The sequence below is a fragment of the Arenimonas sp. genome (assembly GCF_044348765.1).
Classification (GTDB): Bacteria; Pseudomonadota; Gammaproteobacteria; order Xanthomonadales; family Xanthomonadaceae; genus Arenimonas.
In genome coordinates, this window is the sequence record NZ_JBIKSE010000013.1 from 20,914 (window position 1) to 40,393 (window position 19,480).

Sequence of the window (19,480 nt, forward strand, 5' to 3'; positions counted from 1 at the left end):
GTGCGGAGCGCGCACAATCGCGGTAACTAACGAGGCAACCCATGAAAAAACGGATCGTTCTGGCAATCGCGGCACTGCTGCCCCTGGCTATCGCCTATGCGGCAACACAGGGCAATGCCCCGGCCGAGAAAGCGGCGTTGGCCCCGACCGAGGCCCAGGCTCAGGCTGGAACACTCATGTATCTGCACCTTTCGGGAAGCGATTTCAGCTATCGCCCGCTGCCGCTCGACGATGAACTCTCACGCACCATGCACGACAAATACCTCGAGTCCCTTGATGGCAACCGGATGTTTTTCCTGGCCAGCGACATCGCCGGGTTCAAAGCGTTTGAGACTAGGCATGACGATGCGGTGAAGGCCAAGGATTTCACGACACCATTCACTATCTTTAAAGTCTATCTTGCGCGCGTCGATGAACGTATCGCCTATGCCCGCAATCTGCTGAAACAGGATTTCGACTTCACTGTGAAGGAGTCCTATCATTACAATCGGGAGGATACGGCATGGGCCGCCAATAACAAGGAACTCGATGAGCTCTGGCGGCAATCGGTCAAGAATGATGTACTGCGCCTGAAACTGGCTGGCCGCAGCATGCCGGAGATCCGTACTACGCTCGATAAGCGCTACAGCGATCTCTTGCGCCGTATTCACCAGCTTGATGGCGACGATGTGTTCGAGAACTACATGAATGCCTACGGCAACGCCATCGATCCGCATACCGCGTATTTTTCGCCACGCAGTGCGGAGAACTTCGAAATGACCATGAGGCTGTCGCTGGAAGGCGTCGGCGCGGTGCTGCAGCAGCAGGATGGCTACGTGCTGTTCCGCACCATCATGCCGGGTAGCCCGGCTGAAAAAACCGGAAAGATAAAAGCCGGTGACCGCATTCTGGCTGTCGGCCAGGGCGAAAGTGGCCCCATGGTGGACGTGGTCGACTGGTCCATCGACGATGTCGTGGCCAAAGTCCGCGGAGCCAAAGGCACCGTGGTGCGTCTGGAAGTGCAGTCCGGCGACGAGGGCGCCGACGGCACCCGTCAGATCGTGCGCGTGGTGCGGGACAAAATCAAGCTCGAAGAACAGGCGGCCAGCAAAAAGATTATCGAAAGCGGCGGCAAGCGCATCGGCGTGATCGAGCTGCCGGCGTTCTACCTCGATTTCGAAGCAGCTCGCCGCGGTGATCCCGATGTCCGTTCGGCGACCTCCGACGTGCGCAAACTGCTGAATGAGCTCAAGGCCGAAAAAGTCGATGGCGTGGTCGTGGATCTGCGAAGCAACGGCGGCGGTGCCTTGCCGGAAGCCATCGAACTGACCGGCCTGTTCATCGACACCGGACCGGTTGTGCAGGTTCGCAGCAGCAACGGCGACATCGAAGTCGGCGGCGATACCGAACCCGGTGTAGCCTGGTCCGGCCCGCTGGCGGTTCTGGTCAATCGTTCTTCGGCATCGGCTTCGGAAATCTTCGCGGCCGCCATCCAGGATTACGGCCGCGGCCTGATCATCGGCGAGCCGACCTTCGGCAAGGGCACCGTGCAGAGCGTCATTCCTTTTGATCGCTACAAGCGCACCAAGGATTTCAAGCTCGGCGATCTGCACATGACCACGGCCCAGTTTTTCCGCATCAATGGAGGCACCACCCAGAATGCGGCGGTGAGTCCGGATGTGCCGTTCCCGGTGACCGTCGATGCCGGTGAATACGGCGAAAGCACCTTCGACAACGCCCTGCCGTATACCGAAATTCCGGCAGCCAGTTACAATCGTCTCGGCATGTTCCAGGCCATCAATCCGCAGCTGATCAGCCGCCACGAGGCCCGCATCACCGGCGACAAGGAATTTACCTGGTGGATGCAGGACGTCGCCAGCTTCAAGGCCGACCGCGCGAAGAAGTCGGTGTCCCTGAATGAGCAGGAACGCCTGGATGAACGGGCTGCCTTCAAAGCCAAGCGCGAGGCCCGTGAGGTCGAACGCAAGGCGCTGGGCCTGAAATCCGGCGGTCCGGACGATAACGATGATGGCCTGCAGGCCAATGAACGCAAGGTCAGTGAACAGGTCGCCCAGGAAAATGCCGATAAGGAGCGCCCGGATCCGTTGCTGAATGAGTCCGCAGCCATTCTTGCCGATGCCATCGTTCTGCTGGAAGGCAGCAAGCCCTTGCTGACCCAGGTGTTTCCGAAATCCAATGCCGCCAAGATCTGGACGCAGTGATGCAGGATGCGGATAACGCATCGGACGCGACCCCGGCCTGGGTCGACAGCGGTTATGGATTGAGTTCGCGCGTCTATGAAAACGACGTGGCCAAACTCGGCATGTTGCCTGCTGTTTACCGAAAGGGCGGCGCTGGCCTGATCCTCCATTGGACGATCACGGTGACGGTACTGGGGAACGCCCTTGTCGCCGCCACCGAGCGTGGCATCTGCGCGGTCGCGCTGGCGGACGAGCAGCCGAAATTGCTCGAAGAATTGCGCGCCGAATTTCCTCATGCTGAACTTAATCACGTCCCCGACCATGACGGCATCATCGCGGAAAAGGTTCGTGCGGTTGTCGATGCCCTATCCGGAAAGGCGGCGAAGGTGTCGGTGGAGTTGATTGGAACGGCTTTCCAGCACCGTGTCTGGCAGGCGCTGATGACCATTCCACGGGGCAGCACCTTGTCCTATAGCGAGTTGGCCGAGTGTCTGGCCCTGCCCAAAGCCGCGCGTGCGGTGGCCCGGGCCTGTGCCGGCAACCGGGTTGCCGTTCTGGTGCCCTGTCACCGCATCATCCGTGGCGATGGGTCGCTCGGCGGTTATCGTTGGGGCTTGCCCTTGAAGGAAGATCTGTTGCGCCGTGAATGCAGCGGCGTCGCTGCGCGATGAGTCTGTCACTGAAATCCGATCACCTCGCCGTAATGCTTGCGGCGATCATCTGATCTGGGATTCGAGCTATTTCGCCATCAAGATTCAGCCGCGCAATGCCGCCGTAACCGGAAGCTGGGCGGCGCGCACCGCTGGTGCCAGTCCGCCGAGAAAGCCGATGGTCAGCGCCCAGCTCAGGCCCTGCGCGACCAGGCCCGGGGTCACCGCGAAATTGAACGCGACCTGGGTGAAGCCGCCGCCGAGCGTGGATACCGAGTAGTCGTTGAACAGCACATAGGCGATGCCGGCACCGAGCACGCCGCCCAGCAGGGACAGGAACATCGCTTCCGCCATCACCGAGGCCACTACCGGTGCATTGCCGAAACCGAGCGCGCGCAGGGTACCGATTTCCGCCGTACGCGCTGAAACCGCCGAGTACATGGTATTGAGCGCGCCGAACAGGGCGCCGAAGGCCATGATGACGGTAACGATGCTGGTCAGAAATCCGATTTGACGGGTCAGCCCGGAGGATTGCGAGGAGAAGTAATCTTTCTCGGTTTTCACTTCCACATTCAGCTGCGGGTCCGATTCCAGACGGCGCTTCAGATCCTTGAACGCATCGCGGTAATTCAGACGAACCACCACCGAAGACACACCCGATCGACCAAAGGCGCTCTGTACGGTATCCAAATCGGCCCAAAGCTCGGAATCATGGGCATCGCCAGTTTCGAAGATGCCGACTACATCCCAGTACGAGCCGCGGAATTTCAGTTTGGCACCAACCTGCAGGCCGTCGAATTGGGTATAGGCGCCTTTGCCGACGATGATTTCGCGCAGTCCGGGCTTGAAGGATCTTCCCGCAACCAATTTCAGTTCCGGGCGGATTACCAGGCCTTTGGCCTCGATGCCGCGCAGCGACACGTTGGCACCCGAGCTTTGGCCTTTGCGGGGCACCTCTGTAATCACGATCAACTCGCCGGAGGCGAACGGCAGACCGTCAGAATGTCGGGCGATGGCCGGATCCTGTTTGATCAAAGTAGCCGCGCTGCGGTCCAGGAAACTGGCCAGTTCGCCATTGGAGCCGCCGCGCAGCACGATGGCACGGTTCGGATCGCCGGTGGCGGTTAGGGTTTTATTGAGTCCGGTCGACATCGACAGCATCGCCACCAGCACCCCGACCACCCCGGCGATGCCGATGACGATGACCAGCGAGGCCCCGAGACGCTGCGGAATGCTTTTCAGATTCATCAGCACGATTTCACGGATCTGGGTCAGTGTACTCATTTCAGCGTCCCGCCAGGGCATCGACGATTTTCAGATGCATCGCACGCAATGCCGGCGGCAGCCCGACCACCAGCGCCAGGAAGATGGTGGTGGCCAGTGCGAACAGCCAGACGCGGGCATCGGCTTTGATCGGGTATTCCGGTGGCAGCAGCCCGGTTACCGCGCTGGCCAGCAACAGCCCGAACAAGGCACCGATGAAACAGAGCAGAAAAGACTCGGCCAGCACCAGTCCCAAAACAGTGCGGTCGGTGAAGCCGAGACATTTCAGTACGGCCAGTTCGGGAATGCGCTCGCGCACGGCCTGACTCATGGTGTAGCCGGTCAAAATTAGGATGGTGAAGAACACCGCGCCGGAAATGGCATTGACGATGAAGCCGATGTCGCCCAGCTGCTTCAAAAAGCCGAGCTGGAATTCCTGCTCGCTCTGGGTTTTGGTTTCTTCCGAGGAGTTTTCGAACTTGCGGTCGATCTCGGCGGCGATGCGTTCGGAGTCCATCGGGTTCTTCACCCGCACCACGAATACGCCGGCCAGCCCGCGCGCGCGTTCACTGCGGCCTTCGTCGAACTGGCCGTAATTCAAGTACATCAGGTTGGCACGGTCGGTCCATTCCTGATCACGGCCTTCGAAGATGCCGACCAGACGCCATTGCCAGACCCGGCTGCCGTCGCGCTGGGTCCAGATGAAGGAATTCAGCGGGATGATGTCGCCGACCTTCCAGCCGTATTTTTCGGCCAGCACCTTGCCGGCGATGGCGCCGTCCTGGGTCGAAATGAAGGTGCGCCAGGCGTCTTCATCCATGGTCCATTCCGGGTAGGTATCGCGCAGGCGTTGCGGATTGACGGCGAACTGCGGGAAGAAATTCTTCGGGTCCTGGTAGACGCCGCCGAAAAACTGCGAATGACCGACGTGTTCGACGCCGGGAATGGCTTCGATCTGCGGCAGCAGACGCATCGGCAAGGGCTGGGTGAAACTGATCTTGGCCTGGGTGATCAGCCGGTTGGCACCGAGGAAATCGGCACCGCCGGACAGCACCGAGTTCACCGCCTGCAGCAGGCCGATCAGCAGGAAGGCCGCCGACAGCGACAGCAGGGTGAATGCCGTCCGGGTTTTCTTGCGCATCAGGGCGCCCCACACCAATGGCATATATTTGCGGATCATCTCAGTGGCTTGGCTCGTCGACCAGACTGCCTTTGTCGAGGTGCACCGTGCGCTTGGCGTACTCGGCCGCTTTCGGATCGTGGGTCACCATCACGATGGTCTTGCCGAATTCACGGTTGAGCTGCTGCAGCAGGGTCAGCACTTCGTCGGCGGTCTTGCGGTCGAGATCGCCGGTCGGTTCATCGCAGATCAGAATGCGCGGATCGGACACCAGCGCGCGCGCGATGGCCACGCGCTGCTGCTGGCCGCCGGACAGTTCGTTCGGTTTATGGCCGGCCCGGTCGGCGATGCCGACCAGCTTCAAGGCAATCGAAGCGCGGTGACGACGCTCGCCGGCATCCATGTCGGTCAGCAACAAGGGCAGCTCCACATTCTTCTGGGCGCTCAACACCGGCATCAGGTTGTAGCTCTGGAAAATGAAACCGACGGTGTTGGCGCGCCAGGCGGCCAGTTCGTTACCGCCCAGATCGTCAATGCGCCGGCCATCGATGGTCAGTACGCCACTGGTCGGTGAATCGATGCCGCCGATCAGGTTCAGCAAGGTGGTTTTGCCGGAACCGGAGGGGCCCATCAGTGCCACGAAATCGCCTTCCGGAATATCCAGATTGATGCCGTGCAGTACTTCCAGTACCTGCTTGCCACGTACATAGGCCTTGGTCAGCTGGCGTATTTCGACCAACGGAAACAGACCGGTACTGCTGTCGCGTGCGCTCATTGACCGGCGTCTGCCTTGCGGACGACTTTGGCGCCATCTTTCAGATCTTTGTCGGGCGTGGCCACCAGCGAATCGCCTTTGGCTACGCCTTTACTGATTCGGCTTTCGCTGTCATTGCTTTCAGCAACGGTCACGGCGGTACGAACAGCTTTGCCGTCCGTAATGGTGAATACGTAAGTGGCGTTGCCGTCCTTGAGTACGGCACCGTTCGGCACCCAGAAGCCGGTCAAGGGTTTGTTTTCGTTCTTCTGCTCGAGGAAACTGACGCGCACACCCATATCCGGCACGATGCGAGAGTCCTTGCTGGTCAATGCCACGCGAACTTTCACCGTGGCCTTGGAACGGTCGGCGGTCGGCACGATGGCAATCACCGCACCGGGAATCTTCCAGTCCGGGTAGGCGTTCAGCACGGCCTGTACCGGCATTTCCGGCGTGACCCGTCCGATATAGGCTTCGTTGACATCGACCTGTACTTCCAGCGAGTCCATGTCGACCAAGGTGCCGATGCCGGTACGGATCGAACCGCCGCCACCGGAAATCGGCGAGATCATTTCGCCCGGCTGCGCGGCCTTAGCCACGATCACGCCGTCGAAGGGCGCACGGATGACGGTGTTGTCGATGTTCAGTGCCGATACGCCAAGCTGGTCGCGCGAGACATTGACAGACTTTTGCAGGCTGTTCAGACGAGCCGCGCGCGAATCACGCTCGGCTTTGGCGGCGTCCAGCGCCTGACGGGAAACCAGCTGTTTGGCGCCGAGCTCGCGGTTGCGGGCATAGTTGCTCTCGGCCAAAGCCAGCTGCGCGCGCGCTTCGGCCAGCTGCGATTCACTGGAGGCTAATTGCGATTGCGACAGCCGGTACTGGGCGTCGGCGTCCTGCACATCGAGGCGGGCGAGTATTTCGCCGGCTTTGACGCGCTGGCCTTCCTCGATGTAGACCTCTTTGACCTTGCCGGTGATTTTCGAAGAGACGGTAGCGATACGGCGTGCGGTCACGTAGCCGGAGGCATCCAGCACCGAGGCCGGACCGCTTTCTGCGGCCGAGCGCGGATTGACCGTTTCCACTTCCAGCGCCTTGCCGCCGCGCAACAAGAAAAAAGCCATAACCAAAACCGCCAGAGCACCGACGATCCAGGGCCAGCGCCGTTTCTTGACGGCCTGGATGCCGCGACGGTTGATTTTCAGTTCATTCAAAAGTTCTTCGGAGCGGTTCATGCAAAGGTCCTTGGCGGAATGGCCATTATTCTGTCATTGACTCAGGAATCGGTGAAGTACCGGTGGTCATATTTTTTCTGGAGGAAGCGAAACGCCGCACGCAGCCCCTGGGCTTCGCCGCCGGCGGGCTTTCCGGGCCGCTCGGAATCGTTCCAGCTGTAGACATCCAGATGCATCCAAGCGGTTTCGGTCGGAACGAAACGTTGCAGGAACAGGGCAGCGGTCATGCAGCCGGCCATTTTGCTAGCTCCCGAGTTGGCCAAATCGGCGACATTGGATTTCAGGTAACCCAGATAGGGTTGCCACAAAGGCATTTGCCACAGGGGATCATGCTCGGATTCACCGGCGGCCAGATAGTCGCGTGCTACCGCATCCTGGTTGCTGAATAGAGCCGGCAGATCCGGTCCGAGCGCGATACGGGCGGCACCGGTCAGCGTGGCGAAATCCATGATCAGATCCGGTTTCAGTTCACCGGCAAGCGCTAAGGCATCGGCTAACACCAGACGGCCTTCGGCATCGGTGTTATCGATTTCAACGCTTAAGCCTTGGCGGGTGGTGATGACGTCGCCGGGGCGGAAGGCATTGCCGGCGATGGCATTTTCGACAGCGGCAATGAGCAGAGTCAACCGCACCGGTACCGTGTTCTGCATCAGCAGACGCGCCAGACCCAGTGCGTGTGCCGCGCCACCCATGTCTTTTTTCATGTTGCGCATGCCATCGGCTGCTTTGATGTTGAGGCCGCCGGTATCGAAGCATACACCTTTGCCGCACAACACGACATGCGGATGCGCGTCATCACCCCAGTCCAGACGGATCAGGCGCGGCGCCCGGTGCGCGGCGCGGCCGACTGCGTGGATGGTCGGAAAGTTCTCTACCAGCAGTTCCTCGCCGCAGATGCTGGACACCTTCGCCTGGAAGTCTGCCCCAATGGCGCGGACGGCCTGCTCCAGTTCATCGGGCCCCATGTGTTCGGTCGGCGTATTGATCCAATCGCGCACTTCCAGGCTGGCGGTGAGTACGCTTTCGGCACGGGCGCTCTGGCCTTCGGCATGCAGAATCGCCGGCTCGGTTTTGGCCAGATAGCGTTCGAATCGATAAGCGCCCAGTCCCCAGCCGAGCAGAAGATTGTCGGTACTGAGCGCGGCGGTGGAATGGGGACAACGATGATAGTGGCCTTTCGGCAAGAGTTTCGGCAGATGCGCAATGGCATAGGGCGTGTCGCCGCCGATGACAGCCACAACCCGATTGCATTGTCCGCCGGCATCCGGCAGCAGCGCGAATTGCGTAGCACGCCCCTGGAACGACTGGCTGGTCAACCAGTTACGGGTGAACTCTGCTTGCGTCGCCAGCCAGTCGGCGTATTGCTCAACCGACACCAATTCGATGGCCCGCGATTGCGGATGGCGTTCTTTCGATAGACCTTGCGCGGAAAATAAAGCAGTCATGCGGATACCTTTTCCAGCCGTTCGGCCAGTTGCAGCAGGGTGGTGATGGTGAGATGGGGCGGCATGATTTCGGCCGGCCAGACCGCGCCGGTGCGATTGATCCATGCCGAACGGAAACCGGCATCATGTGCACCCTGCACGTCCAGCCATGGGTCATCACCGACATGCAGGATGTATTGCGGTGCGATGCCCAGCGCTTGGCTGGTGGCTTCGAAAATCGGCGGATGCGGCTTGGCGGTACCGACGTCGCGCGCGGAAATGCAGCCGATGAAGTAGTGGCCGATGCCGGTGCGACCGAGGTCAGCGTTGCCGTTAGTCAATCCGATCAACGGAAAGCGCGCCGCCAGGCGATCAAGTGCCGGCAGGCAGTCGCTGTAAAGCGTGACGTCGTTGCGTGCCCGGAAAAACGCATCGAAGGCCGGCTCAATCAGTGCATCGCTTTCGCCGCTCAGATGGAAGGCGTGCTGCAAGGACAGTTTGCGCTGCGCGGTGAAGTCGTGCGCAAGTTCCGGATGGGCCTGGGCGATCTGTTCACGCACATGGCGCATGGCCGGCACCGGGAATTGTTCGGCGGTGACCGGAGCGTGTGCCAGCAGGAAATCATGGAGTGCCGCTTCAGCGCGCTCGATAATCGGCCAGATCGGCCAAAGGGTATCGTCCAGATCGAGGCTGATGGCTTTTACAGTATGCATCCCGATAGCATACCGCGCATCGACGTGCACACTGCGTGTTTTTAACGTATTTGCAGATAACCGGATTGCCGGCCGCGTGCCAATCCCAGCTCCAGGCGCGGCGGATTCTGTGCGAGCTGACTGCGCAAGGCTGCCAGATCACCGACCGACTGGCGGTTGACCACCAGAATGCGGTCGCCGGCTTCCAGGCCGTTGCGTTCGGCGCGGCTGCCCGCCGCCACTTTGCTGATGATGACGCCACGCATGCCGGTCTGTCGGTAGCGTTCCGGCGTGTCAATCAGTATGGCGCCGGCCAACCGGGCATCCAGTTGGCCTGCGTCCAGTTCCTTCGCCGAGGCTTTCAGTTGCGCATTGACAACAAGGCGCTGGCTGTCGCGTACCAGTTCCAGTCGCACCGGCGCGCCGAGCGGCAACAGGCCTTCCAGATTACTCAGGGCGTCGGCACCGTCGATGCGTTGGTCGTTGGCTTTGACGATGACATCGCCGGGACGGATGCCAGCGTCTTCCGCCGGACTGCCGCGGTAGACCCGGGTCACCAAGGCCCCCCGGGTGATTGGCTCGACCTGCGTCTGCGCGGTTTCGGCATCCAGACCAAGCGTGCCTCGGCGGACTTCGCCATAGGCCATCAGCTGACGCATGATTTCCTTGGCCAGATTGGCGGGAATTGCGAAACCCAGCCCGATATTGCCGGCGGCGCTGCCGCGCGGATTGAAGCTGGCGACATTGATACCGACCAGTTCGCCGCTGAGATTGACCAACGCGCCCCCGGAATTTCCGGGGTTGATCGATGCGTCGGTCTGGATGAAATTCTGAAAGCCCAGGCCCTGCAGGCCGCTGCGGCCAACGGCGGAGACGATTCCCGAGGTCACGGTTTGTCCCAGACCGAAGGGATTGCCGACGGCGACCACGTAATCACCGACGCGCAGTTTGCTGGAATCGGCCACCGGCAATGCCACCAGATCCTTGGCGGCGATGCGGATGACCGCGATATCGGTGTCGGGATCGGAGCCGACCGGTTGCGCCTCGAAGGTGCGGCCATCGGATAGGCTGACCGATACTTCATCGGCTCCCTCGACCACGTGGTTGTTGGTTAGGATCAGACCGCGTGCGGCATCTACGATCACGCCCGAGCCAAGCGATTGTGCGATGCGTTCCTGAGGATAGCGGCCGCCACCGAAAAAATCAGCGATGGGATTGTTCACCCTGACCCGCTGCTTCGTGTAGATGTTGACCACCGAAGGCGTCACTTTGGCGAGCATTGGTGCGAGCGTGGGCATGGTTTGCGCATTGGCGGGGACTGCGGCGCGGGCGTCCGGAATCATCCACAGGCGCCCCGAGGCTCCATTTTTATTACTATCTGATTGATTTGAGTAATAAAAACCGGCTGCGAGTGCGCCCGTCATGGTGCACAACGTCGCCAAAGCCAAGGTACGCAAGGAGAGAGTCATAGGAGTTCCTGCCGGGGGTCTGGGAAGCAGTATAGCGAAGGTGAAAAAAATTGGTGATTCACGACATGGTTTCACGCCAGTGAAAATAGTCTATCTAATTGTAATGTAAATAGATATTGACATGAGGACAGGTTAAAATATCGTGTTGACAGCCCGTTTCAAGACGGTTAATGTAGGGTTCTGAAACACAAGATGTTGTGTTTTTATAACGAGAAACCCCAACATGTAGTGAGGGGTGCTAAGTGATGACTGAAAAGCTTGAATTATCATGGAGATAAGTTGGATATGAGTACACCCCGATTGGAAGCCGTTCCCGCCAGCGTTCAAACCCTGCACAATGATGCGCTTCCGCTGCAACCGGCTTCGCTGGATATCTGGGATAAAAAATACCGACTGAAGGCCAAAAGCGGCGCGCCGGTGGATCAGAGCATCGATGATACCTACCGCCGAGTCGCCAAAGCACTCTCGGAGGCCGAGCCGGATGCCGAACGCCAGGCTTATTGGAATGAACGTTTCCTGTGGGCCTTGCGCCGCGGCGCGATTCCGGCCGGACGGATCACCTCCAATGCCGGTGCGCTCGAACACAAGCCGGCCACCTCCACCATCAATTGCACGGTATCGGGTTCGATTCCGGATTCGATGGACGGCATCCTCGACAAAGTGCACGAAGCAGGACTGACCCTGAAAGCCGGCTGCGGTATCGGCTATGAATTCTCGACCCTGCGCCCGCGCGGCGCCTACGTATCCGGTGCCGGTGCGCATACCTCGGGTCCGCTGTCGTTCATGGATATCTACGACAAGATGTGCTTCACGGTGTCGTCCGCCGGCGGGCGTCGCGGCGCCCAGATGGGTACCTTCGATGTCTCGCATCCGGACGTCAAGGAATTCATCGGTGCCAAACGCGAAGACGGTCGCCTGCGTCAGTTCAATCTTTCATTGCTGATTACTGATGGCTTCATGGATGCCGTCAACAAGGATGCCGACTGGCCGCTGATTTTCCCGGTCAGTGTCAAAGAACAGAACGATCTTGATCTGAACGACGCCTCGCAGGTGATCTGGCGCGATTGGCCGGTCAACACCGGCTATGTGACCCGTGACGACGGCTTGGTGGCCTGCAAGATTTTCGGTCATATCCGCGCGCAGTTGCTGTGGAACCGCATCATGGCGTCCACCTACGATTTCGCCGAGCCGGGCTTCATCCTAATTGATCGTGTCAACGAAATGAACAACAACTGGTGGTGTGAAAACATCCGTGCCACCAATCCCTGTGGCGAACAGCCATTGCCGCCTTACGGCGCCTGCCTGCTCGGCTCGGTCAATCTGACCCTGTTCGTGCGTGATGCCTTCACCGATAAGGCGGCGTTCGATTGGGAAGAATACAAAGAAGTCGTGCGCGTGTTCACCCGCATGCTCGATAACGTGGTGGAAGTGAACGGTCTGCCGCTGGAACAGCAGCGTCAGGAAATCATGCGCAAGCGCCGCCACGGCATGGGTTTTCTGGGCCTGGGCAGCACGTTGACCATGCTCAAGATGAAATATGGTTCCGCCGAAAGTCTGGAGTTCACCGAAGCCATCTCGCGGGAAATGGCGCTGGCCGGCTGGGAAGTCGGCCTGGCGCTGGCCGAAGAGAAAGGTGCGGCCCCGATCATGGACGAAGAGTTCAAGGTGACTGCCGAAATGCTGCGCAAGCGTCCGGAAATGGTTGCCGATGGCTACAAGCTGGGTCAGAAAATCAAGGGACGGGTGTTGCACGCCAAATACTCGCGCTACATGCAGCGTGTGGCCTCGGTCGCCCCGGATCTGGTCGCCAAGATGGTTGAGAAGGGTACCCGCTTCACCCATCACAGTTCGATCGCGCCGACCGGCACCATTTCGCTGTCGCTGGCCAACAATGCCTCCAACGGTATCGAGCCCTCGTTCGCGCATCACTACAGCCGCAACGTAATCCGCGAAGGCAAGAAGTCCAAGGAAAAGGTGGAGGTGTACAGCTACGAACTGCTGTCTTACCGCGAGCTGATCAATCCGAAAGCGATGCCCTATAGCGAAGACCCGGAAGCTGCGTTGCCGGAATACTTCGTGGCTGCCGATGACATCTCGCCGAAGGAGCACGTCGACATCCAGGCCGCTTCGCAGAAGTGGATTGATTCCTCGATTTCGAAGACCGCCAACGTGCCGACCAACTATCCGTTCGAGGACTTCAAGGATATCTATTCCTATGCCCACCAGCAGGGCCTGAAGGGCTGTACCACCTTCCGTTTCAATCCGGCCGCCTTCCAGGGCGTTTTGGTCAAGGAGTCGGATTTGGAAAACACCACCTACCGGTTTGAACTGGAAGATGGTTCCGTGGTAGAGGTAAAGGGTAATGAGCAAATCGAATACGACGGTGAAATGCATACCGCCGCCAACCTATTCGATGCGCTGAAAGAAGGCTACTACGGAAAGTTCTAAACCATTCCAACCAGACAGGGTGATGTCATGCGTGCGAAGAAATCCAGCGGTATGCAGGGTGCGGTGAAAAAGGTGCAGTCCGAAGCCAAGAAGGCTGGCGCTGTGCTGAGCAAAAAAGCCGCACCGCTAATCAAAAAAGTGAAGCAGGAAGTGGCCAAAGCCGAGCGCTCCGAAGCTGCGCAAGCGGTGAAGAAAGCCATCAGCCAGGTCAAAGCCAAACTCGCCAAGCAGACTCCGGCCAAGAAATCTCCGGTGAAGAAAGCTGCAGGAAAGAAAGCTCCTGCCAAAAAAGTAGCAGTGAAAAAGGCGCCGACCAAGAAGGCGGTTGCCAAAAAAACCGTTGCCAAGAAAGCCGTTAGAAAATAATCCGCGATGACCGTGCTCTGGCCGTAATGGGCAGAGTGCTGTGCGCCCCATGTCCGCGTTCCACCGAATATCCTCAGGAGTCTTTGCAGTAATGGCCATCAAAATTACAAAAAAAATCAAGTCCTACAGTGTCAATAAACCGGAAGATAAGGCCGCTGAAATCGCGCCGGTCGCCGTGGCGGCTATGCCGGCCACCGCCGAAATCATCCACATGCATGAAAAGGTCGAGCGCCCGGAAGCCCTGGTCGGCGCCACCTACAAAATCAAATCGCCGCTGGTGGAGCACGCCATGTACGTGACCATCAACGACATCGTGCTCAATCCCGGCACCGATCACGAACTGCGCCGTCCGTTCGAGGTGTTCATCAACTCCAAGAACATGGATCACTTCCAATGGGTGGTCGCCATCACCCGCATCATGAGCGCCGTGTTCCGCAAGGGCGGCGACGTGACCTTCCTGGTCGAGGAAATGAAGGCGGTATTCGATCCGCGTGGCGGCTACTTCAAGGCCGGTGGCGTGTACATGCCCTCGATCGTAGCCGAAATCGGTTCGGTGGTGGAAGAGCACCTGAAATTCATCGGCATGATCATTGACCCGGAGCTGAGCGACGCCCAGCGCGTGATGATCGCCGAAAAACGCGCGGCCTACGAGAGCCGTGCGAAAAAGAAATCTTCTGAGGGCGACCTCGCCGTGGATGCCGGGCGCGACAGCGCCGACGAGGCGGCATCGCAGTCCGGCGAGGGAGCCTCTTTCCCTCCGACCGCCACCATGTGCCACAAGTGCAACACCAAGGCGCTGGTGCTGATGGACGGCTGCCAGACCTGCCTGAACTGTGGTTACAGCAAATGCGGTTGAGCGGATAATTCAGCCAATAAAAAAACCGCCTTCGGGCGGTTTTTTTTATTCATGCTGGAAAACAATCATGCCGTCGTTAGCGTGCGCCGTCCATTCGGGAAGGCGTAACGCAGGATTCGCCATAGGGCGCTGGCGTACTGTTTCCAGAAACCGCCGGTGTTGTAGTGGATGCCGTAGCGGGTGCAGATGTCGCGAACCTGTGGTGCGATTTCGGCATAGCGCCGCGCCGGCATGTCCGGAAATAGGTGGTGTTCGATCTGGTGGCTCAGGTTTCCGGTCATCAAGTGGAACCAGCGCCCGCCCTCCAGATTGCTGGAGCCCTGGATCTGGCGCAGATACCAGCGGCCGCGGCATTCATCCTTGGTTTCTTTCAGAGTGAAGGTCTGCGCGTCAGCGGTGAAGTGCCCGCAGAAAATCACGGCGTTGGTCCACACGTTGCGGATGCCGTTTGCGATGAGATTGCCGAGCAGCACGCGCGGCCACTGCCAGAACGCCAGTAGCGGAAACAGCAGGTAGTCCTTGACCAGCTGCGAGCCGGCTTTCTTCATGAACGGCTTGGCGATGGTTTTCAGGCGCGCGGTACTCATGCGGCCCTGCAGCCAGCGCCCGAGTTTCAGATCCTGGATGGCAATGCCCCACTGGAAATTGCTGGCCAGCACCAGATAGCTGAACGGTTGGATCAGATAGGACGGGCGCCAACGCTGCGCGGCGGTGAGCCGGAACATGCCGTAGCCGTAATCCTGGTCCTTGCCGAGGATGTTGGTGTAGTTGTGGTGTTCGATGTTGTGCGACTTGCGCCAGTTTTCCGGTGCACAGACCATGTCCCAGCTGTAGTGTTTGGAGTGGAAAGCCGGATCATTCATCCAGTCATACTGGCCATGCAGGATGTTGTGGCCCAGTTCCATGTTCTCGACGATTTTGGCATGCGCCAGCGCGAGGATGCCGGACACCCAACTGATAGGACCCATGCCGAACATCAACAGGCCGCGGCCGGCGATGGCGCTGCCTTGGGCCAGTGCCCGCACGCGCCGGATATAGGCGGCATCGATGTCGCCGAGATCAGCCATCACTTTCGCGCGCAGCTGGTCGAGCTCCTGCTGGAATGCGGCAAGACGGTCGCCATCGAGGAAGGTTTTCACGGCCATGGTTCAGAGCTCCAGATGCAGATCACTGACCGGGGTCGAGACGCAGAGCTGGATCCACTCTTCGCCGCTGCCGGACAGGGTTTCGGTCAATTGGTTGCGTACGGTGCCGCCGAGTTTGCGACAGGTGCAGGTTTTGCAGATGCCGCGCCGGCAGCCGTACACCGGGTTCAGTCCGCTGGCTTCGGCCGCTTCCAGCAGGCTCTGGCCGTTGCGGGTATCGAATACAGCCCGGCCATCGGCGGAAAACACCTGATAGCGTGTGGCATCGGGCCGGATTTCGGTGCGCCGGGCCTGGAAGTGTTCCTGTTTGAGCTGCCGGCTCAGGCCCTGCTCACGGTAAAACGCGGCGATCCACTCCATAAAGTCTTCGGGGCCGCACAGCAGGGTGTCGCGTAGGGCGAAATCCGGTGCCAGGGCCTGTAGGCGTTCGGGATCCAAGCGGCCTTCGGCGGCGGTGAACACCGGTCGGATTTTCAGTTGTGGCCATTGGTGAACAAGTGTTTGTAGATCTTGACGCAGAATCCAATCGGATTCATTGCGGCAGCTGTGGATCATCAGCACATCCGGACGGGATTCGTGTTTCGCCCAGGCCTGCAGCATCGCCACCATGGGCGTGATGCCGGAGCCGGCCGACAGCAGCAAAACCCCAGCCTCGGGATTGGCATGAGTGAATTCGCCGCCGGCTTGGCTGAGTATGACCACTGCGCCACGCTTGAGTTTGGCTACCGCCCGAGACACCATGCCATCGGCTTTGAGTTTGATGGTCAGACGCAGCACGCCGCCGCTTTCCGGGGCCTGCGACAGGCTGAAGCTGCGCGATTGCAGCACGCCCTTGCAGGGCAGGGTCAGCATCAGATGCTGGCCGGGGGTGAAGCCTTTGAACAAGCGGTTCGGTTTCAGGTACACACTGACCACCTCCCGGCATTCCTGCACGGTACGCAGCACGCGGGCCCGCACCTCGGTCAGCGACCAGGTGGCGTTGATGCCCTGCAGCAGGGTGTTCCATGCCGTGGTGTCGTTCAAGGGCTTCAGCCACGGGCTTTGCCAGAACATTGCGGGTGCTAGTGGCAGCATTGCATCTACCGGTTAATGTCAGTAAACATATGTTTACTCAAATGACGGGCTGTGTCAATTGCACATTGCCAGCATCGGCCCAGTGTTTATACTGGGTTCACTCCTCCGGAAGCGCCCCTTTGTCCAGTTCGCCGACCCTCCCGCTCGCCACAGGTACCCGCCGCGACGCTCGCAAGCTGCAGACCCGTCAGCAGCTGATGCTGGCGGCGCTGGATCTGGTCGGCCAGGGGCGTGGCTTCACGTCGCTGAGTCTGCGCGAAGTGACCCGCGAGATCGGGGTCGTCCCGGCCTCGTTCTACCGGCATTTCAAGGATATGGACGAACTGGGCCTGGCGTTGGTGGAAGAGGGTGGGGTGACCCTGCGCCGCTTGCTGCGCGAAGCCCGCCGCAGCGGATTTCCACCCAAAGACATGCTGCACAATTCGGTACTGGTCTACAAACGCTATCTGGAACAGAACCGTTTGGTGTTCGGCTTCATCGTCGGCGAACGCAGCGGCGGTTCGCCGGTGATCCGCAAGGCCATCCGCCGCGAAGAAGAGCGCTTCGTGCACGAAATGGCGCACGACATGCGCGAACTCGGAACCGTGCCCGGTCTGTCCGGGCAGACCATCGAACTGATCTGCAGCCTGGTGGTCAGCACCATGCTCAATGCCGCCACCGACATCCTCGATCTTCCGGCCGGCCATCGCCAGAGCGAGCAGGAACTGGTCGACCATTTCGTGCTGCAGCTGCGCTTGATTTTCCTCGGCGCCCGGCTGTGGCGTGAACCCAAGTGACACACGGAGTGCGGACATGCTGAAACTGGTGGGCTTCGATGCCGATGACACGCTCTGGCACAGCGAGGGCTTTTACCGCGAGGTGCATGGCCACTTTGAGACCATCCTCGGACAGTACATCGACATCGGCAATGCCAATGTGCACGAGCATCTGCTCGAGGTCGAGCGTACCAACATCAAGCTCTTCGGTTACGGCGCCAAGGGCATGACCCTGTCGATGCTCGAGACGGCCGTGGCGATGACCGCCGAACGCATCAGCGCGCATCATCTGCACGAAATCATCCAGCTTGGCAAAGAAGTATTGAACCATCCGGTGGAACTGCTGGATGGCATCGCCGATGCGGTAGCCGATATTGCCCGTGAATACCAAGTGGTTTTGATCACCAAAGGCGATTTGTTCCATCAGGAAAGCAAGGTCGCCAGGTCCGGTCTATCGACCCTGTTCGGACGCATTGAAATCGTGTCGGAAAAAGATCCGGTCACTTACCGGCGCGTACTGTCCGAGTTCGGCTTGCAGCCGCAGCAATTCCTGATGGTCGGCAACTCCCTGAACTCGGATGTCGCACCGGTATTGCATGTCGGCGGGTTCGCCGTGCATGTACCGTATCCCTTGACCTGGGCCCTGGACCATCATGAGGGCTTCATCGCCGATGACGAACGGATGCGCACGGTGGAATCGTCTGCACAGATTCCCGCGGCTGTTCGCGAGTTGGCCTTGAAAGCGGCACGCTTCCATTAACATGGCGGTAATGCGTTACCTCGCTCCCGAACGCGGCCGGATTGATACGCAGGTTTTCGCGCATCCGGTTTTCGAGCAGTTGCATGAGAGTCAGCATCATCTGTGCCGGTCCGAGAACTGGCCCGAAATCCCTGCGCTCAATGCCCTCTGGCAAGCTCCCGTCAATGCTGCCGGATTTCCGTTCCGTTTCGTGGACCAAGATGACTTGCAGGACGATGCGCATTACGAGCAGCGCATCGCGCACACCGGAGCCATCGCCACCCGTACCCGCAACTGGCACGATCTGTTCAATGCCTTCATCTGGATGCGCTATCCCGCCGTCAAGCAAGCATTAAACGCCCGCCAGGTCACCGATATCGTGCAGGTGGGTCCGAAGCAACGCACGCGCGGCCAATGTGCGCTGACGCAGTTCGATGAGGCTGGAGCCGTGCTGCGTCTGCATGATGCCACGCTGCAGACGGCTTGGGATGCACATGACTGGCCGTATCTGTTCCGGAACTGGACCGATGCCGAACGGCGAGGCGCAGTCCAACTCTGGCTGTTCGGACATTCCCTATTCGAGCATGCACTGACCCCTGCCATCGCGCTGGTGGCCAAGGCTCTGGTCATCAATTCGCCGGACACTTTGGACGAGGACGGCATGGCATCCCGCATTGCGACAGGTATCGCCGCCGGCTCATTGTTGAATGACCCGCAGGAACTGCGTCCGATTCCCTTGACCGGCATTCCCGGTTGGCATCCAGAACATACCGCTGCAGATTTCTTCACGCGTATGCCCTGTTTTCGTCCAAAACGCGCCGGCAGACACTACCCGGAACCTTTGCGCATGCAGTAATCGCTTGCCGTGCACCTTGAGCGCCCCGTAAAATGCCGTATGCGGCCGCTCTTTCTCTATTTATTTGTTTTCGGCACCTTTTCTGCTTCGGTGCCAGCAGCGGAGCTGTTGCCGGTCAGGATCAATGGTCTGGAAAAGAACAAGATGCTCGAGCAGGTGGTGCGCCGTGCGGTGGCGCTTCCGGAAGCAGAGGGTAAGGGTGTAACGGTTTCGGAAGGCCGGCTCGGTTACTACGTCAGCAACATCAACCGTCTGGTCGAAGACAGTCTGGAGCCGCTGGGATACTACCATTCGGTGGTGAGTAGCCGGATGGAGCGCGACGGTGCCCTTGCCCAGATCATCATCGATGTCGCCCCCGGCGAGCCGGTCAAGGTCCGCGATGTTGCATTGCAGGTCGATGGCGATGGCAGCAAGGACCGTTTCATTGGATTCTGGCTGGAAGGTTTCGAGCCGG

General features: G+C 59.6%; 18 protein-coding genes. 9 read left to right on the top strand and 9 right to left on the bottom strand.

Annotated elements, in window-relative coordinates:
* Positions 1-41 precede the first annotated feature (41 nt).
* Both ACIQ0Q_RS03685 and ACIQ0Q_RS03690 read left to right on the top strand, forming a co-directional pair.
* Positions 42-2,201 (top strand): carboxy terminal-processing peptidase, encoded by a 2,160-nt coding sequence (locus ACIQ0Q_RS03685; RefSeq protein ID WP_395771599.1) that lies wholly within the window; start codon positions 42-44, stop codon positions 2,199-2,201.
* Positions 2,201-2,851 carry a methylated-DNA--[protein]-cysteine S-methyltransferase gene (locus ACIQ0Q_RS03690; protein WP_395771600.1) on the top strand — a complete coding sequence of 217 codons (651 nt, stop codon included), beginning with the start codon at positions 2,201-2,203 and terminating at the stop codon, positions 2,849-2,851. Before ACIQ0Q_RS03685 ends, ACIQ0Q_RS03690 begins: the two co-directional genes overlap by 1 nt.
* Before the next feature lie 84 nt (positions 2,852-2,935).
* Here ACIQ0Q_RS03690 and ACIQ0Q_RS03695 read toward each other — a convergent pair whose 3' ends face one another.
* The 7 genes from ACIQ0Q_RS03695 to ACIQ0Q_RS03725 are packed head-to-tail and all read right to left on the bottom strand — an operon-like array spanning position 2,936 to position 10,787.
* Positions 2,936-4,114, bottom strand: coding sequence for an ABC transporter permease (locus ACIQ0Q_RS03695; RefSeq protein WP_395771601.1), 1,179 nt, complete (start codon positions 4,112-4,114; stop codon positions 2,936-2,938).
* Position 4,115: 1 nt separating this feature from the next.
* Positions 4,116-5,273 carry an ABC transporter permease gene (locus ACIQ0Q_RS03700; protein WP_395771602.1) on the bottom strand — a complete coding sequence of 386 codons (1,158 nt, stop codon included), beginning with the start codon at positions 5,271-5,273 and terminating at the stop codon, positions 4,116-4,118.
* Between the two features lies 1 nt (position 5,274).
* Complete coding sequence (locus tag ACIQ0Q_RS03705) at positions 5,275-5,988, bottom strand: ABC transporter ATP-binding protein (protein WP_395771603.1); 714 nt, start codon at positions 5,986-5,988, stop codon at positions 5,275-5,277.
* Positions 5,985-7,202 (bottom strand): efflux RND transporter periplasmic adaptor subunit, encoded by a 1,218-nt coding sequence (locus ACIQ0Q_RS03710; RefSeq protein WP_395771604.1) that lies wholly within the window; start codon positions 7,200-7,202, stop codon positions 5,985-5,987. Before ACIQ0Q_RS03710 ends, ACIQ0Q_RS03705 begins: the two co-directional genes overlap by 4 nt.
* A gap of 41 nt (positions 7,203-7,243) precedes the next feature.
* On the bottom strand, positions 7,244-8,647 hold the full coding sequence (locus ACIQ0Q_RS03715; protein WP_395771605.1) for a leucyl aminopeptidase family protein: 1,404 nt from the start codon (positions 8,645-8,647) through the stop codon (positions 7,244-7,246).
* Positions 8,644-9,339 (bottom strand): HAD family hydrolase, encoded by a 696-nt coding sequence (locus ACIQ0Q_RS03720; RefSeq protein WP_395771606.1) that lies wholly within the window; start codon positions 9,337-9,339, stop codon positions 8,644-8,646. Before ACIQ0Q_RS03720 ends, ACIQ0Q_RS03715 begins: the two co-directional genes overlap by 4 nt.
* 41 nt (positions 9,340-9,380) lie before the next feature.
* The gene (locus ACIQ0Q_RS03725) at positions 9,381-10,787 is read right to left on the bottom strand and encodes a trypsin-like peptidase domain-containing protein (protein ID WP_395771607.1); all 1,407 of its coding nucleotides are present in this window, start codon (positions 10,785-10,787) and stop codon (positions 9,381-9,383) included.
* Between the two features lie 285 nt (positions 10,788-11,072).
* Here ACIQ0Q_RS03725 and ACIQ0Q_RS03730 point away from each other — a divergent pair, with 285 nt between their 5' ends.
* The 3 genes from ACIQ0Q_RS03730 (at position 11,073) to ACIQ0Q_RS03740 (ending at position 14,457) form a co-directional block, all read left to right on the top strand.
* Positions 11,073-13,235, top strand: a complete 2,163-nt coding sequence (locus ACIQ0Q_RS03730) for an adenosylcobalamin-dependent ribonucleoside-diphosphate reductase (RefSeq protein ID WP_395771608.1) — start codon at positions 11,073-11,075, stop codon at positions 13,233-13,235.
* Between the two features lie 27 nt (positions 13,236-13,262).
* A complete protein-coding gene (locus ACIQ0Q_RS03735) occupies positions 13,263-13,601 on the top strand; it encodes a hypothetical protein (protein ID WP_395771609.1) in 339 nt (112 codons plus the stop codon).
* A gap of 91 nt (positions 13,602-13,692) precedes the next feature.
* Complete coding sequence (locus ACIQ0Q_RS03740) at positions 13,693-14,457, top strand: NrdJb (RefSeq protein WP_395771610.1); 765 nt, start codon at positions 13,693-13,695, stop codon at positions 14,455-14,457.
* A 65-nt stretch (positions 14,458-14,522) separates the two neighbouring features.
* On the opposite strand, the gene ACIQ0Q_RS03745 is transcribed toward ACIQ0Q_RS03740, so the two are convergent.
* Both ACIQ0Q_RS03745 and ACIQ0Q_RS03750 read right to left on the bottom strand, forming a co-directional pair.
* Positions 14,523-15,602 carry a fatty acid desaturase family protein gene (locus ACIQ0Q_RS03745; RefSeq protein WP_395771611.1) on the bottom strand — a complete coding sequence of 360 codons (1,080 nt, stop codon included), beginning with the start codon at positions 15,600-15,602 and terminating at the stop codon, positions 14,523-14,525.
* Positions 15,603-15,605: 3 nt separating this feature from the next.
* A complete protein-coding gene (locus tag ACIQ0Q_RS03750) occupies positions 15,606-16,676 on the bottom strand; it encodes a flavin reductase family protein (protein ID WP_395771612.1) in 1,071 nt (356 codons plus the stop codon).
* A 119-nt stretch (positions 16,677-16,795) separates the two neighbouring features.
* Between ACIQ0Q_RS03750 and fabR the strand changes: the two genes are divergently transcribed.
* The 4 genes from fabR to ACIQ0Q_RS03770 form a co-directional block, all read left to right on the top strand.
* Positions 16,796-17,452: an HTH-type transcriptional repressor FabR gene (fabR, locus tag ACIQ0Q_RS03755; protein WP_395771613.1), complete on the top strand. Its 657-nt coding sequence runs from the start codon at positions 16,796-16,798 to the stop codon at positions 17,450-17,452.
* 16 nt (positions 17,453-17,468) lie between these two features.
* Positions 17,469-18,191 (top strand): HAD family hydrolase, encoded by a 723-nt coding sequence (locus ACIQ0Q_RS03760; protein WP_395771614.1) that lies wholly within the window; start codon positions 17,469-17,471, stop codon positions 18,189-18,191.
* Position 18,192: 1 nt separating this feature from the next.
* Positions 18,193-19,026 (top strand): DUF3025 domain-containing protein, encoded by an 834-nt coding sequence (locus tag ACIQ0Q_RS03765; RefSeq protein WP_395771615.1) that lies wholly within the window; start codon positions 18,193-18,195, stop codon positions 19,024-19,026.
* A 108-nt stretch (positions 19,027-19,134) separates the two neighbouring features.
* Positions 19,135-19,480, top strand: a 346-nt coding sequence (locus ACIQ0Q_RS03770) for a POTRA domain-containing protein (RefSeq protein ID WP_395771616.1), incomplete at its 3' end; no start/stop codon positions are given.

Coding starts and splice junctions, on each gene's coding strand:
- ACIQ0Q_RS03685 (WP_395771599.1), top strand. CDS start 42: ATGAAAAAACGGATCGTTCTGGCAATCGCGGCACTGCTGCCCCTGGCT.
- ACIQ0Q_RS03745 (WP_395771611.1), bottom strand. CDS start 15,602: ATGGCCGTGAAAACCTTCCTCGATGGCGACCGTCTTGCCGCATTCCAG.
- ACIQ0Q_RS03725 (WP_395771607.1), bottom strand. CDS start 10,787: ATGACTCTCTCCTTGCGTACCTTGGCTTTGGCGACGTTGTGCACCATG.
- ACIQ0Q_RS03695 (WP_395771601.1), bottom strand. CDS start 4,114: ATGAGTACACTGACCCAGATCCGTGAAATCGTGCTGATGAATCTGAAA.
- ACIQ0Q_RS03720 (WP_395771606.1), bottom strand. CDS start 9,339: ATGCATACTGTAAAAGCCATCAGCCTCGATCTGGACGATACCCTTTGG.
- ACIQ0Q_RS03765 (WP_395771615.1), top strand. CDS start 18,193: ATGGCGGTAATGCGTTACCTCGCTCCCGAACGCGGCCGGATTGATACG.
- ACIQ0Q_RS03730 (WP_395771608.1), top strand. CDS start 11,073: ATGAGTACACCCCGATTGGAAGCCGTTCCCGCCAGCGTTCAAACCCTG.
- ACIQ0Q_RS03715 (WP_395771605.1), bottom strand. CDS start 8,647: ATGACTGCTTTATTTTCCGCGCAAGGTCTATCGAAAGAACGCCATCCG.
- ACIQ0Q_RS03760 (WP_395771614.1), top strand. CDS start 17,469: ATGCTGAAACTGGTGGGCTTCGATGCCGATGACACGCTCTGGCACAGC.
- ACIQ0Q_RS03690 (WP_395771600.1), top strand. CDS start 2,201: ATGCAGGATGCGGATAACGCATCGGACGCGACCCCGGCCTGGGTCGAC.
- ACIQ0Q_RS03750 (WP_395771612.1), bottom strand. CDS start 16,676: ATGCTGCCACTAGCACCCGCAATGTTCTGGCAAAGCCCGTGGCTGAAG.
- ACIQ0Q_RS03700 (WP_395771602.1), bottom strand. CDS start 5,273: ATGATCCGCAAATATATGCCATTGGTGTGGGGCGCCCTGATGCGCAAG.
- ACIQ0Q_RS03710 (WP_395771604.1), bottom strand. CDS start 7,202: ATGAACCGCTCCGAAGAACTTTTGAATGAACTGAAAATCAACCGTCGC.
- ACIQ0Q_RS03740 (WP_395771610.1), top strand. CDS start 13,693: ATGGCCATCAAAATTACAAAAAAAATCAAGTCCTACAGTGTCAATAAA.
- ACIQ0Q_RS03705 (WP_395771603.1), bottom strand. CDS start 5,988: ATGAGCGCACGCGACAGCAGTACCGGTCTGTTTCCGTTGGTCGAAATA.
- ACIQ0Q_RS03735 (WP_395771609.1), top strand. CDS start 13,263: ATGCGTGCGAAGAAATCCAGCGGTATGCAGGGTGCGGTGAAAAAGGTG.